We start from the raw sequence: 14,516 nt of genomic DNA on the forward strand, positions 1-14,516 counted from the left end.
ATCCCTTGGGGGAACCGGTTCCGAAGGTGCCCCTTTGTCCGCGACCCCGGATTACAGCGTTCTGGATGGCAAGCGTCTGCTGCTGATCATTTCCGGCGGCATCGCGGCCTATAAGTGCCTGGACCTGATCCGGCGGTTGAGGGAGCGGGGCGTGCGCGTGCGTGCCGTCCTGACCCAGGCGGCGCAGCAGTTCGTCACCCCCCTTTCGGTCGCCGCCCTGTCGGAGGAAAAGGTCTACACCGACCTCTTCTCCCTGACCGACGAGTCGGAGATGGGGCACATCCGCCTGTCGCGGGAGGCTGACCTGGTGGTGGTGGCGCCGGCCAGCGCGGACATCCTGGCGCGCATGGCCGCCGGCATGGCCAACGACTTGGCGACGACGGCGCTGCTGGCCACCGACAAGCCGGTGATGGTGGTGCCGGCCATGAACGTCATGATGTGGACCAATCCGGCCACCCAGGCCAACGTCCGTACCCTGGAACAGCGCGGCATCCGCCGCCTGGGTCCCGCCGCCGGCGACATGGCCTGCGGCGAGGTCGGCTCCGGCCGCATGGTGGAGCCGATGGAGATCGTGGCCGCCGTCGCCGCCTTCTTCGCGGCGCAGAGCGTGCCCAAACCCCTGGCGGGGCGCCGCGCCGTGGTGACCAGCGGCCCCACCCATGAACCCATCGACCCCGTGCGCTACATCGCCAACCGCTCCTCGGGCAAGCAGGGCCACGCCGTGGCGGCGGCCCTGGCGGCGCTGGGCGCCGACGTGACCCTGGTCAGCGGCCCCGTCACCCTGGCCGATCCGCCGGGTGTGCGCGTGGTGCGGGTGGAGACGGCGGCCGAGATGCTGGCCGCTAGTCAGGGCGCGCTTCCGGCCGACATCGCCGTCTGCGCCGCCGCCGTGGCGGACTGGCGCGTGGCGGCCGCCGCGGGCGACAAGGTGAAGAAGGGTCCCGACGGTCCGCCCACCCTGACCCTGGCGGAGAACCCCGACATCCTGGCGACCCTGTCCCAGGCCGGCCCAGCGCGTCCCCGCCTGGTGGTGGGCTTCGCCGCCGAGACGCGCGACGTGCTGGCCTATGCCGCCGCCAAGCTGGCCAAGAAGGGCTGCGACTGGATCGTCGCCAACGACGTGGCGACCGGCACCGGTACCTTTGGCGGCGACGACAACCAGGTGCACCTGCTGCGCCAAGGGGCCCAGCCCGAAACCCCTCTCGTTGAGACGTGGCCGCGCCTGAGCAAGGCCGAGGTCGCGGCGCGCCTTGCCCAGGCCATCGCCGACACCCTGCCACCCCCGATCGCCCTTTCAACAAGCAACAACAGCCCGGAACCCGTTTGATGACCGAAGCCGTTACCGTCGCCGTCACCCGCCTGCCCCATGGTCGGGATTTGGACCTGCCCGCCTATGCCACCGCCCAGGCCGCCGGCCTGGACCTGATGGCGGCCGTGTCGGCCCCGGTGGTGATCCCGCCGCTGGGCCGCGCGCTGGTGCCCACGGGCCTGGCCATTTCCCTGCCGGTGGGTTTCGAGGCGCAGGTGCGTCCGCGTTCCGGCCTGGCGCTGAAGAACGGTGTCACGGTGTTGAACGCGCCCGGCACGGTGGATGCCGACTACCGGGGCGAGGTGGGCGTGATCCTGGTGAACCTGGGTGACCAGCCCTTCACCATCGAACGGGGCATGCGCATCGCCCAGATGGTGATCGCCCGCCACGAACGCATCCAATGGAACGAGGTGGAAAGCCTGGATGAGACCGCCCGGGGCGCCGGCGGCTTCGGGTCCACCGGCACCGCCGCCGCTGGCACCTCTGCCACTGGCCGCGCGGGCTGAAGAAAATGGGGGAAGGGATGCTGCGGATTTCCAAGAAGCTGATGTTCGCCATCGAGGTGGTGCTGGACATCGCCTACAACGCCGGTTCCGAACCCGTGCAGTCGGGGGAGATCACGGCACGGCAGGGCATCCCCAAGCGTTACCTGGAGCAGGTGCTACAGGCCCTGGTGCGGGCGGGTATCCTTGCCGGCGTGCGCGGCCCCCGGGGCGGCTATCGCCTGGCGCGGGAACGCCGCCGCATCACGGTGGGGGAGATCGTGCGCATCGTCCGCGCCCTGGAACAGGCCACCGACCCCATGGAAGAGCCGGTGGGGGCCGAGCTGGGCCGCCAGGTGGTGCGCCCGCTGTGGGCCGAACTGCAGGATGACTGCATGCGCCGCCTGGACCAGACCACCATTGAGGATCTGTGCCTGCGCGCCCACCGCGCCGGCATCGAAAGCGAAGCGACCCACAAGCTGGACTTCAGCATCTAAGGAAACGGAGCACCATCATGGCTGACACTCCCAACCCGTCGACGGGCGCCGCCTTCCGCGGCCGCGTTTACGACAGCATCCTGGACACCGTGGGCGCCACCCCGCTGGTGCGCCTGCAGCGCCTGGCCGCCGCCCATGGCGTGAAGGCCGACATCATCGGCAAGTGCGAGTTCTTCAATCCGCTGTCCAGCGTGAAGGACCGCATCGGCATGGCCATGATCGAGGCGGCAGAGGCCGATGGCCGCATTTCCCCCGACCGCACCCTGCTGATCGAGCCCACCTCGGGCAACACCGGCATCGCCTTGGCCTTCGTCGCCGCGGCCAAGGGCTATCGCCTGATCCTGACCATGCCGGAAAGCATGTCGGTGGAACGTCGCCGCATGCTGAAGCTGCTGGGCGCGGAGATCGTGCTGACCCCGCCGGCCCAGGGCATGAAGGGCGCCATCGCCAAGGCGGAGGAGCTGGCGGCCGAGGCGGGCGACGCCTACATCCTGCAGCAGTTCAAGAACCCGGCGAACCCGGAGATCCATCGCCGCACCACAGCCGAGGAAATCTGGATCGACACCGCCGGCGGCGTGGATTTCCTGATTTCCGGCGTGGGCACCGGCGGCACGCTGACCGGCGTCGCCAGCGTGATCAAGGAGCGCAAGCCCAGCTTCAAGGCGGTGGCGGTGGAGCCGGAGGACAGCCCCGTGCTGTCCGGCGGCCTGCCCGGCCCGCACAAGATCCAGGGCATCGGCGCCGGCTTCGTGCCCGACATCCTGGACACCCACCTGATCGACGAGGTGCTGCGCATCTCCAACCAGCGGGCGTTCGAGACGGCGCGCCAAGTGGCCCGGCTGGAGGGTGTCGCCGTCGGCATCAGCTCCGGCGCCGCCCTGGCCGCCGCCCTGGAATTGGGCGCCCGGCCGGAGAACGAGGGCAAGCAGATCGTCGTGATCCTGCCCAGCTTCGCCGAGCGCTACCTGTCCACCGGCCTGTTCGACGGCCTGGACTGAGGGGCTGGATTGGCGCTAAGGGGGCCGGCCACCGCGCCGGCCCCCTCTGATGTTGTCACCTTTTTGATTAGGCCGCGACCGCGGCCGCCGGAGCTTTCCGGGGAGCGTCAGCGGACTGGAAAGCGAGGATAGCCAAGCGGCCGGACGGCCGCGCCCGGCGTTTGAGGGCGCAATGGACTTCACCGATTCACAGATCGAGCGCTACTCCCGCCACATCATCCTGAAGGAGGTGGGCGGGGAGGGGCAGGCCAGGCTGCTGGCCGGTTCCGTCCTGGTGGTGGGCGCCGGCGGCCTGGGCGCGCCATTGCTGCTGTACCTGGCGGCGGCGGGGGTGGGGCGCATCGGCATTGTCGATGACGATACCGTCGATCTGTCCAACCTGCAGCGGCAGGTGGTGCATGACATGGCCTCGCTGGGCCAGGCCAAGGTGGACAGCGCCGCCGCCCGCCTGCGCGCCATCAACCCCGACGTGGTGGTGGAGACGCACCGCATGCGCCTGGGGCCCGGCAATGTCCGCGATCTGGTGCGGGCCTATGACATCGTGGCCGATGGGTCGGACAATTTCGCCACCCGCTTCCTGCTGAACGACGCCTGCTATTTCGAGCGCCGTCCCCTGGTGTCGGCGGCCATGCTGCGCTTCGACGGCCAAATCTCCACGTTCAAAGCGTATCTGGGCAAGACCCACGAGGGCCATTCCCACCCCTGCTACCGCTGCGTCTTTCCCGAACCGCCGCCGGCGGGCCTGGTGCCGTCCTGTTCCGAGGCGGGGGTGCTGGGCGCGCTGGCCGGCACCGTGGGCTCCTTGCAGGCGCTGGAGGTGCTGAAGGAACTGCTGGGCATCGGCGATAGCCTGTCCGGCCGCCTCATGCTCTATGACGCCTTGGGCGCCAGCTTCCGCACCGTGCGGGTGAAGCCGGACCCGGACTGCCCCCTGTGCGGCACCCACCCGACCATCACCCACCTGCCCGGTGAAAAGGGGCCGGGGGAAGAGACGGCATGACGACCGCTCAACCTGGCCTGTCCCCACCCGGGCTGTCCATCGTCCTGCAGTCCGGTGGCTTCGACCGGGTGCATTACGCCCTGGTCATGGCCACGGCGGCGGCGGCCATCGGCCGGCCGACCCTGCTGTTCGTCACCGGCCGGGCCCTGCGTTTCCTGCTGGCCGACGATGGCTGGGCCTACCTGGACCCCGCCGACGACGGGTCCACCGCCGTTGAGCGGGAACAACGCTTCGCGGAAACCAATGTCGCCACCCTGGCGGAATTGACCGAGTCGCTCACCCCCCTGGGTGTGCGCGTCATCGCGTGCGAGATGGGCTGGCGGGTGCTGGGGCTGGACCGGCCGGCCCTGCGGCCCGACGTGGCGGTGGAAACGGCGGGCGTGGTCACCCTGTTGCAGGCGACCCCGCCGGGCGCCCATCTTATCCACCTGTGACCCCTTTCCCGAAAGCGCGCCGCCATGCCTGAATTGCCCGAGGTCGAGACCGTGGCCCGGGGCCTGGCCCTGAAGATGCTGGGGCGGACCCTGGTGCGCGTGGCCCAGCATCGCCCCAACCTGCGCACGCCCTTCCCCCCGGCTTCGTCCAGCGCCTGACCGGCCGCCGCGTGGCCAGCATCGGCCGCCGGGCGAAGTACGTGCTGATGCGCCTCGACCCCGGGGCCGACGGGGGCGAGGACACCCTGCTGATCCATCTCGGCATGTCGGGCAGCATGGTGGTCAGCCGGGGGCCGGCGGGCGCGCCCGGGGCGCATGACCATGTCGTCATGGAAACGGATGACGGCGCCGTCGTCACCTTCAACGACCCCCGCCGCTTCGGCCTCATGGACCTGATCGCGGAAGGGCAGGAGGACAGCCACCCCCTGCTGGCCAAGCTGGGGCCGGAGCCGCTGGGCAACGCCTTCGACGCCGACACCCTGTCGGCCCGGCTGGCGGGTAAGATGACGCCCATCAAGGCGGCGCTGCTGGACCAGCGGGTGGTGGCCGGCCTGGGCAACATCTATGTCTGCGAGGCGCTGTTCCGCTCCGGCATCAGCCCCGAGCGCTCGGCCGCCAGCGTGGCGGGCAAGGACGCCCAGCGCTTGGTGCCCGCCATCCGCGACGTGCTGACCGAGGCCATCGCCGCCGGCGGCTCCTCCCTGCGCGACTACGTCCAGTCCGATGGCGAGTTGGGCTACTTCCAGCACTCCTTCGCCGTCTATGGGCGCGAGGGGCAGCCCTGCCCCGGTTGCGACTGCGACGTGGGCCGCACGGGCGGCGTGCGGCGGGTTGTCCAGGCCGGGCGGTCCAGCTTCTTCTGCGCACGGCGGCAGCGCTGATTCATGCGGCCTTGGCCGTTGCCGGGCGGGCCATCCTGCGTCACCATCGTGCGTGGGGCGGGTAATTTCCGTTATGCCTCGCCCCTGGAGATATTGGCCCTCGTGAGCCCCCGAATGCGCCTTGTCCTTGCCGCCGCCCTGTCCCTTCCCCTGCTGCTGGCTGGGGGCATCGGCCTCGCGCGGCCGGTGGAGCCGGGGTACGTGCCGGGGGTGGAGGATCTGCCCTTGATGCCGGGCTTGACCGCGCCGACCAATGGCGCCGTGGTCTTCGACCAGCCGGAGGGCCGCATCGTCGAGTCGGCGGCCCAGGGCGATGTCAGCGCCGACGCCATCAACGCCTTCTATTCCCAGACCCTGCCGCAGCTGGGATGGCGGGCCGCCGGTGCCGGCCGCTGGGCGCGCGATGGCGAACGGCTGGAGATCACCGCCACCCGGGATGGCACCGGCAGCCGGGCGGAAACGATGGTGCGCTTCGTTCTGCGGCCGCAGTAGGGGCCTGCGGCGGGAGGCGCGACTACGATCTCAAGAAGAGGTAGGTTTTTAAAGTAAAAGACCCATGATATTGGGGTTGAGATACAGAATCGCCCATATCTGGTTTTAGACTCGTTGAATCCGGGGGGCGGGGATGTCCAAAGCAGGGACGTGCACCGCCGGTTTTGGTCTAGTCTGGCGCGGTTTTTAGGGCCGTGCCGCTTGACGGTTTCGTGGGGAGGGGGTATAAGCCCGGCCTTCCACGGCAAGGGTCGTGTTCGAAAAGGGTTTGTCATGGCTAATCATAAGTCCGCTGAAAAGCGTATCCGTCAGACGGAAGTCCGTACCGAAGTCAACCGGGCCCGCGTGTCCCGTATCCGCACCTTCGTGAAGAAGGTCGAGCTGGCTTTGGAAGCCGGCGACAAGAGCGCCGCCGCCGAGGCCTTCAAGCTGGCCCAGCCGGAAATGATGCGCGGCGTCAGCAAGGGCGTGCTGCACCGGAACACCGTGTCGCGCAAGCTCTCCCGCCTGTCTCTCCGCATCAACGCTCTGGGCTGATAGCCGGCCCCGGCCAGTGCGCGCGGGTCGCTAGCCCGCGCCGTCGAAGTCGGGGTCCCAGCTCTTGACCGTGGAAGCAAGGAGGCCGCGTCCTGCCGGACAACGGCGGGGGCGCGGCCTTTTCCTTGTTGGCCCCTCGTTACTGCGTTTACCTAACCCTATTCTTCCAGAATAGTCCGAAGGGCGGGTATCGACCGGGGCGCGCGAGCATCATTCGGTCTTTTTTGTTTGTTCCCTTTTCGAGCCTATTGCGACTCCCGAACGGCCCGACTAGCATCTTCCGATGTGCGGGATCGTTCTCCACGATGAAGTAATCAAGCGGCGGGAACGCCTGCGCAAACCGATGACAGATGCATCTTGATGATGACGCGTGTCGCTCTACATCGCTCTGGCATTGGTGGATTTCTGAATCTTTGAAGAAGATCATGCGTCTGCGGCAGATTCTTTAAAATGAATCCCGCAAGGTGCGCGGTTTTGTTTGCATGGTTAGGTTTTGGTCTGCCTGTTGATTGCACCGGAATGGCGCCGGACGGGGCAGGGGGCATGCCCCAGGTCCTGGTGCCGGTAAAGTCCGGTGCGGGAAAGGGTGGTCACGGAACCAACCGGGACAGGGCCGACAACAGGGGCTGACGAAGCGGGGTTGGGACGGTGTTGGAAGGGTGGGATCCCCTGGGATCGTGCCTTTGTGCCAGCGTTGTCCGTTATGCCGGCCTGTCCGGCCCCCGATATCTTCGATCCGCCCCTGACGTCGACCCCAGACCTCCACAGTCTCGGGCGGGGCGTCCAGCCCCGTCGGCGACCAAAGGGGGCGACCCGGTGCATGGTTCCGGTCCGAATTGATCCGGTTTGGGATGGCCCGTTGTCGGCCGTCCGTCGTTGGCCCCGGTCCTCATCGGCCGGTGCCGTCCAGTGTGGTTGTCCGGGTCCGGAAGGCGTTGGGGCAGGAGCGAAGCGGGAATGTCGGTTCAGGCATCTCTGGATCAGCAATGGGCGCGCATCAGCGGGCGGCTCAAGGACGAGGTGGGTGAAACCGCGTATCGCAGCTGGCTGAAGCCGCTGACCGTGGAGGATTTCATCGGCGGCCAGGTGCGCATCGTCGTGCCCACGCGCTTCATGCGCGACTGGATCCGCACGCATTACGCCGACCGCATCCGTGCCCTGTGGACGGGGGAGAATCCCGGCGTCCAGTCCGTGGAGATCGTCGTGGCGCCGCCGCGGGGCGACGCCTCGCTGGGCGGGGCGCTCAGCACCCTGCCGCGCGGGGCCGCCAACGGCCTTGACGCCGGCCCGCTGGCCGATGGCGCGACCGTCCCCCTGCCAGCCTATGATGACGGTGACGCCGGGTCCTCCCTGAACGGGGCGGCCGAGGCGCCGGCCCTGCCCGCCTTCATCGCCGGCAACGGCCTGGGGGAGGAGCGCGACGACGTCTCGGCGCTGCTGGACCCCCGCTTCACCTTCGAGAATTTCGTGGTGGGCAAGCCCAACGAGCTGGCCTTCGCCGCCGCTCGCCGCGTGGCCGACGCCAGCGCCGTGACCTTCAACCCGCTGTTCCTGTACGGCGGCGTGGGCCTGGGCAAGACCCACCTGATGCACGCCATCGCCTGGCACATCCGCAAGAAGGACCCCGCCCGCCGGGTGATCTACCTGTCGGCGGAAAAGTTCATGTACCAGTTCATCCGGGCCCTTCGGTACAAGGACACCATGGCGTTCAAGGAGCAGTTCCGCTCCGTCGACGTGCTGATGATCGACGATGTGCAGTTCATCAGCGGCAAGGACAGCACCCAGGAAGAGTTCTTCCACACCTTCAACGCCCTGGTGGACCAGAACCGCCAGGTCATCATCTCCGCCGACAAGAGCCCGTCCGACCTGGAAGGCATGGAGGAGCGCCTGCGCTCCCGCCTCGGCTGGGGGCTGGTGGCCGACATCCACCCGACGACGTATGAGCTGCGCCTGGGCATCCTGCAGTCCAAGGCCGAGCAGATGCGGGTGCAGATCCCCCAGAAGGTGCTGGAGTTCCTGGCCCACAAGATCACGTCCAACGTGCGTGAGCTGGAAGGTGCCCTGAACCGCATCGTGGCCCATGCCGAGCTGGTGGGTCGCGCCATCACCCTGGAAAGCAGCCAGGAAGTGCTGCACGACCTGCTGCGCGCCAGCAACCGCCGGGTGACCATAGAGGAAATCCAGAAGAAGGTGGCGGAGCACTACAACATTCGCCTGGCGGACATGAGCTCCGCCCGCCGCGCCCGCGCCGTGGCCCGCCCCCGCCAGGTGGCGATGTACCTGTCCAAGCAGCTGACCGCCCGTTCCCTGCCCGAGATCGGCCGCAAGTTCGGCGACCGCGACCACACCACCGTGATGCACGCCGTGCGCAAGGTGGAGGAGCTGTGCGCCACCGATCCGACCTTCTTCGAGGACGTGGAACTGCTGCGCCGCATGCTGGAAGGCTGACGCCGCTCCCCGTCGCCTTTCCTCGTTTCCCCGCTCCCCGGCCCCCCCTTTCGGACAGGGGCCGACTCGGCCATCCGACAGCCTCCGGAATCGGTCGAAAACGCTGTCGCCAGGCGGGGCTTGTGCTATGGTGTGCACCCCTTTTTCCGGGCCCTGTGGGGGGGCTTTGGGGAATTCAAGGCAAACACTCAGCCGCGCCCCAGGGGGCGACGGGTCAGCACAAGCGGAACGGCATGAAGATCACCATCGAACGCGCGGCTTTGCTCCGGTCTCTCGGTCATGTTCAGAGCGTGGTGGAGCGTCGGAACACCATTCCGATCCTGTCCAACGTCCTGCTGAAGGCGGAAAACGGCGAACTGGCGCTGACCGCCACCGACATGGATCTGGAGATCGTGGAATCCGTGCCGGCCGACATCGCGCGCCCCGGTTCCGCCACCGCCCCCGCCCACACCCTGTATGACATCGCCCGCAAGCTGCCGGACGGCAGCCAGGTGGAACTGGACTTCACCGCCGACACGCTGACCCTGCGGTCCGGCCGGTCGCAGTTCCGCCTGGGCGCCCTGCCGGTGGAGGATTTCCCCGTCATGGCCGGCGGCGACACCGGCCACCGCTTCACCCTGTCGGCCAGCGACCTGAAGATGCTGGTGGACCGCACCAAGTTCGCCATCTCCACCGAGGAGACGCGCTACTACCTGAACGGCATCTATCTGCACGCCTCCAAGGCCAAGACCGGCGCCGCCGAAATCCCCGTGCTGCGCGCCGTGGCCACCGATGGCCACCGCCTGGCCCGGGTGGAGATGGCCCTGCCGGACGGCGCCAGCGGCATCCCCGGCGTCATCATTCCGCGCAAGACCGTGATCGAGGTGCGCAAGCTGCTGGATGAGGCGGCGGACCGCATCGAGGTGCAACTGTCCGACACCAAAGTGCGCTTCGCCTTCGACAGCATCGTGCTGACCAGCAAGCTGATCGACGGCACCTTCCCGGACTATGAGCGCGTCATCCCCACGGGCAATGACAAGGTGATGGAGGTCAACGCCGGCCAGTTCGCCGCCGCCGTCGACCGCGTCGCCACCATCTCCACGGAAAAGAGCCGGGCGGTGAAGCTCAGCCTGGACCGCGGCATCCTGACCCTGTCGGCCTCAAGCCCCGAGGCCGGTTCGGCCACGGAAGAGATCGAGGTCAGCTACGACAACACGGCGCTCGAGATCGGCTTCAACAGCCGCTACCTGCTGGACATCACCCAGCAGATCGAGGGCGAGGGCGTGCGCTTCACCCTGGCCGACGCCGGCTCGCCCACCGTGGTGCGCGACGTGGCCGACGGCTCGGCCCTGTACGTCCTCATGCCGATGCGCGTCTGAGGCCGGGCGCAGGTGTTCGCGGGGCGGCGGTAGCGGTTGCTGGCCAATATGGGCGCCATGTCCACAGACGAGCCGCCCCTGACGGGGACGACGGCGGCCCCCCCTCACGAGCATGAGGGGGCGGCGCCCGCGATCATTTCCGGGGCTGTTTCCACCCCGCCGGTGGCGGCGCTGGCCGTCACCCGGCTGACCGTCACCCGCTTCCGCTCCTACGCCCACGCCCGCCTGTTGCTGGACCGCCGCCCCGTGGCGCTGACCGGGCCCAACGGCGCCGGCAAGACCAATTTGCTGGAGGCGGTCAGCTTCCTCGCCCCCGGCCGTGGCCTGCGCCGCGCTAAGCTGGGCGATGTGGAGCGCATGCAGGCCCCGGATGAGTCCTGGGAAACCCGGGGCTGGGCCGTGGCGGCGGAGGTGGCGACCCCCCTGGGCACGGTGGAGATTGGCACTGGCCGCGACCCCGCCGGCGCGCCGGGCAGCGAGCGCCGCGTGGTGCATATCGATGGCCGCCCGGCCAAAAGCCAGATGGCCCTGGCGCAATATGTTTCCTGCGTCTGGCTGACGCCGCAGATGGACCGCCTGTTCGTGGAGGGGGCGGCCGGCCGCCGCCGCTTCCTGGACCGGCTGGTGTTCGGCTTTGATCCGGAGCATGCCGGCCGGCTCAGCCGTTTCGAACAGGCCATGCGCGACCGCATCCGTCTGCTGCGCGAGGGGGGCGACCCCGCCTGGCTGACCGTGCTGGAGGACCAGATGGCCACCAGCGGCGTCGCCGTGGCCGCCGCCCGCCGCGATGTCACCGCCCGCCTGGCGGCTGCCTGCCGGCGCGGCGTGGGCCCCTTTCCCGCCCCCGGCCTGGCGCTCACCGGCACGGTGGATTCCTGGCTGGCCGACCGGCCGGCGCTGGAGGCGGAGGACACGCTGCGCCGGGCCCTGGCGGAATCGCGGCGCATCGACGCGCACGCTGGCACCACCACCGTGGGCCCGCACCGCAGCGACCTGGCCGTGACCTACCTGGCCAAGGGCATCCCGGCGGAGCTGGGCTCCACGGGGGAGCAGAAGGCCCTGCTGATCGCCATCGTGCTGGCCAACGCCCGGCTGATGGCGGCGGAGGGGGCGGCACCGCCCCTGCTGCTGCTGGACGAGGTGGCGGCCCACCTGGATGCGGAGCGCCGCACCGCCCTGTTCCAGGAGGTGTTGGCCACCGGGTCCCAGGCCTGGATGACGGGCACCGACGCCGCCACCTTCGCCGAGCTGGGTTCGGCGGCGACCCATGTGCGGGTCGCGGACGGCGGCGCCGTGGCGGGCGCGGGGTAGCCCGCCCGGCCCTTCAAGGACCCGACGAGGGGTTCCCCCCTGCGAGGGATTCAACGGAGTGGGGGCAGTGTTCCCCCTTGGTAATGACGGTTTTGCCCCTGGGCGACGCGATATCTGGTAGAGTGAATTCATGGCACAAGAAGCTCTGACGACCCCCGACACCGCCGCCGAGGATTATGGCGCCAGCTCCATCAAAGTGCTGAAAGGCCTTGATGCGGTGCGCAAGCGTCCCGGCATGTACATTGGCGACACGGACGATGGTTCCGGCCTGCACCACATGGTGTACGAGGTCGTGGACAACGCCATCGACGAGGCGCTGGCCGGCTATTGCACGCGGGTGGACGTCATCCTGAACCCCGATGGCTCGTGCACCGTGCGCGACGACGGCCGCGGCATCCCGGTGGACATCCACGCGGAAGAGGGCGTGTCGGCGGCCGAGGTCATCATGACCCAGTTGCACGCCGGCGGTAAGTTCGACCAGAACAGCTACAAGGTCTCCGGCGGCCTGCACGGCGTGGGCGTGTCCGTCGTGAACGCCCTGTCGGAAATCCTGGATCTGCGCATCTGGCGCCAGGGCCGGGTGTGGGAGATGCGCTTCGCCCATGGTGAGGCCCAGGCGCCCCTGGCCAACACCGGCGCCGCTCCGCTGAAGGCCGATGGCCGCCCCCTGTCGGGGACGGAGGTCACCTTCCTGCCGTCCAAGGCCACCTTCACCAAGACCGAATTCGATTACCAGACGCTGGAACACCGCCTGCGCGAGCTGGCCTTCCTCAATTCCGGCGTCACCCTGTACCTGACCGACGCGCGGGGCGTGGAGCCCAAGTCGTGCGAGCTGCATTACGAGGGCGGGCTGGAGGCCTTCGTGCAGTGGCTGGACCGGTCCAAGACGCCCCTGCACAAGCCCACCATCGCCCTGAAGGCGGAACGCCCCAGCGACCTGGGCGGCACCATCGGCGTGGAAGTGGCGCTGCAGTGGAACGACAGCTATCACGAGAGCACGCTGTGCTTCACCAACAACATCCCGCAGCGTGACGGCGGCACCCATCTGGCCGGTTTCCGTGGGGCGCTGACCCGCACCCTGAACAACTACGCCAACGAATCCGGCATCGCGAAGAAGGAGAAGGTGAACCTCTCCGGCGACGACATGCGCGAGGGCTTGACCTGCGTGCTGTCGGTGAAGGTGCCCGATCCGAAGTTCTCCAGCCAGACCAAGGACAAGCTGGTCTCCTCCGAGGTCCGCCCCGTGGTCGAGGCGGTGGTGGCGGAGGCGCTGGCCACTTGGCTGGAGGAGCATCCGGCCGACGCCAAGCGCATCATCGGCAAGGTGGTCGAGGCCGCCGCCGCCCGCGAGGCCGCGCGCAAGGCGCGCGAACTGACGCGGCGCAAGGGTGCCTTGGACATGGCCTCGCTGCCCGGCAAGCTGGCGGACTGCCAGGAACGGGACCCGGCCTTGAGCGAACTGTTCCTGGTCGAGGGTGACTCGGCCGGCGGCTCCGCCAAGCAGGGCCGCTCGCGCCAGTTCCAGGCCATCCTGCCCCTGCGCGGCAAGATCCTGAACGTGGAGCGCGCCCGCTTCGACAAGATGCTGTCCTCGGCCGAGATCGGCACCCTGATCGCGGCGCTGGGCACCGGCATCGGGCGGGAGGAGTTCAACGCGGAAAAGGCGCGCTATCACAAGGTCATCATCATGACCGACGCCGACGTGGACGGCGCGCACATCCGCACCCTGCTGCTGACCTTCTTCTATCGCCAGATGCCCGAGTTGATCGAGCGCGGCTACCTCTACATCGCCCAGCCGCCGCTGTACCGCGTGAAGCGCGGCACGGCCAAGGAGCGGTACCTGAAGGACGACCGGGCCATGGACGATTACCTGATCGGCCAGGGGCTGGAAGACGTGACCCTCAAGGCGCCGGACGGCACCGAACGCCAGGGCGGTGAGCTGCGCGACGTGGTGGAACAGTCCCGCGCCGCCCGCCACCAGTTGCAGGCCCTGGCCCGCAAGGTGGGCAACCCGGCCGTGGTGGAACAGGCGGCGGTGGCCGGCGCCCTGTCCATGGGCCTGCTGACCGACGACGCGCGCGCCGATGAGCTGGCCCGCGTGGTGGCCGCGCGCCTGAACCGTATCGAGGCCGAGGCCGCGCAGGCCGCCGGCAATGCCGGCGAGGGCGCCACCGTGGGCGTGGGCGCCTGGCAGGGCGAGCGGGCGCGCGAGGGCGGGCTGATGCTGTTCCGCACCAGCCGCGGCGTCACCCACCGGCACATCCTGGACGCCGACGTGCTGAAAAGCGTGGAGGCCCGCCGCCTGGACGCCATGGCCGACTTCCTGAAGACGGTCTTCACCGACACCGCCACCCTGACCTACCGCGGCCGCACCACCCGCACCATCGTCGGCCCCGTCGGCCTGATGGAGGCGGTGCTGGAACAGGGCCGCCAGGGCCTGTCCATCCAGCGCTACAAGGGCCTGGGCGAGATGAACCCGGACCAGCTGTGGGAAACCACCCTGGACCCCAAGATCCGCTCCCTGCTGCAGGTCAAGGTCAGCCACGTGGACGAGGCGGAGGAGGTGTTCTCCACCCTCATGGGCGACATCGTCGAACCCCGCCGCGACTTCATCCAGGCCAACGCGCTCAAGGTGGCGAACCTGGACGTGTGAGGCGGCGGATTTGTGAGTTGACCCATAAAACGAGAATCTTTGACCCATAGCGTGAGAATCGGCGGTTTTTCTCACGCTATGGGTTAGGGCGCGCCGAGGTCGTCACCCCCTCTCGC

12 protein-coding genes and 1 pseudogene are annotated in these 14,516 nt (G+C 68.9%); all 13 read left to right on the forward strand.

From position 1 onward, the window contains the following. Positions 1-34 precede the first annotated feature (34 nt). Positions 35-1,327, forward strand: a complete 1,293-nt coding sequence (coaBC, locus tag ULB03_RS07255; protein WP_322482547.1) for a bifunctional phosphopantothenoylcysteine decarboxylase/phosphopantothenate--cysteine ligase CoaBC — start codon at positions 35-37, stop codon at positions 1,325-1,327. Beyond that, entirely contained in the window at positions 1,327-1,815 is a 489-nt protein-coding gene (gene dut / locus ULB03_RS07260) for a dUTP diphosphatase (protein ID WP_322482548.1), read from the forward strand. Before coaBC ends, dut begins: the two co-directional genes overlap by 1 nt. A gap of 17 nt (positions 1,816-1,832) precedes the next feature. Further along, a complete protein-coding gene (locus tag ULB03_RS07265) occupies positions 1,833-2,288 on the forward strand; it encodes an RrF2 family transcriptional regulator (protein ID WP_145734808.1) in 456 nt (151 codons plus the stop codon). Between the two features lie 17 nt (positions 2,289-2,305). After that, positions 2,306-3,286, forward strand: a complete 981-nt coding sequence (gene cysK / locus ULB03_RS07270; RefSeq protein ID WP_322482549.1) for a cysteine synthase A — start codon at positions 2,306-2,308, stop codon at positions 3,284-3,286. 172 nt (positions 3,287-3,458) lie between these two features. Further along, positions 3,459-4,286, forward strand: coding sequence for a HesA/MoeB/ThiF family protein (locus ULB03_RS07275; RefSeq protein WP_322482550.1), 828 nt, complete (start codon positions 3,459-3,461; stop codon positions 4,284-4,286). After that, positions 4,283-4,720, forward strand: coding sequence for a DsrE family protein (locus ULB03_RS07280; protein WP_322482551.1), 438 nt, complete (start codon positions 4,283-4,285; stop codon positions 4,718-4,720). Before ULB03_RS07275 ends, ULB03_RS07280 begins: the two co-directional genes overlap by 4 nt. Positions 4,721-4,744: 24 nt before the next feature. Next, positions 4,745-5,601 (forward strand): annotated as a pseudogene (gene mutM / locus ULB03_RS07285) (bifunctional DNA-formamidopyrimidine glycosylase/DNA-(apurinic or apyrimidinic site) lyase). Positions 5,602-5,715: 114 nt separating this feature from the next. Then, entirely contained in the window at positions 5,716-6,093 is a 378-nt protein-coding gene (locus ULB03_RS07290) for a hypothetical protein (RefSeq protein ID WP_322482552.1), read from the forward strand. A gap of 273 nt (positions 6,094-6,366) precedes the next feature. Further along, positions 6,367-6,630 (forward strand): 30S ribosomal protein S20, encoded by a 264-nt coding sequence (rpsT, locus tag ULB03_RS07295; RefSeq protein ID WP_145734813.1) that lies wholly within the window; start codon positions 6,367-6,369, stop codon positions 6,628-6,630. A gap of 957 nt (positions 6,631-7,587) precedes the next feature. Continuing rightward, positions 7,588-9,078 carry a chromosomal replication initiator protein DnaA gene (gene dnaA / locus ULB03_RS07300; protein WP_322482553.1) on the forward strand — a complete coding sequence of 497 codons (1,491 nt, stop codon included), beginning with the start codon at positions 7,588-7,590 and terminating at the stop codon, positions 9,076-9,078. Between the two features lie 233 nt (positions 9,079-9,311). Continuing rightward, positions 9,312-10,436: a DNA polymerase III subunit beta gene (dnaN, locus tag ULB03_RS07305; protein WP_322482554.1), complete on the forward strand. Its 1,125-nt coding sequence runs from the start codon at positions 9,312-9,314 to the stop codon at positions 10,434-10,436. A 57-nt stretch (positions 10,437-10,493) separates the two neighbouring features. Further along, positions 10,494-11,747 (forward strand): DNA replication/repair protein RecF, encoded by a 1,254-nt coding sequence (recF, locus tag ULB03_RS07310; RefSeq protein WP_322482555.1) that lies wholly within the window; start codon positions 10,494-10,496, stop codon positions 11,745-11,747. Positions 11,748-11,877: 130 nt separating this feature from the next. Further along, positions 11,878-14,400, forward strand: a complete 2,523-nt coding sequence (gene gyrB, locus ULB03_RS07315; RefSeq protein WP_322482556.1) for a DNA topoisomerase (ATP-hydrolyzing) subunit B — start codon at positions 11,878-11,880, stop codon at positions 14,398-14,400. The last annotated feature ends 116 nt before the right edge of the window (positions 14,401-14,516 follow it).

Origin of the sequence: Nitrospirillum goiasense (assembly GCF_034427435.1) — a bacterium.
Lineage (GTDB): Bacteria > Pseudomonadota > Alphaproteobacteria > Azospirillales > Azospirillaceae > Nitrospirillum.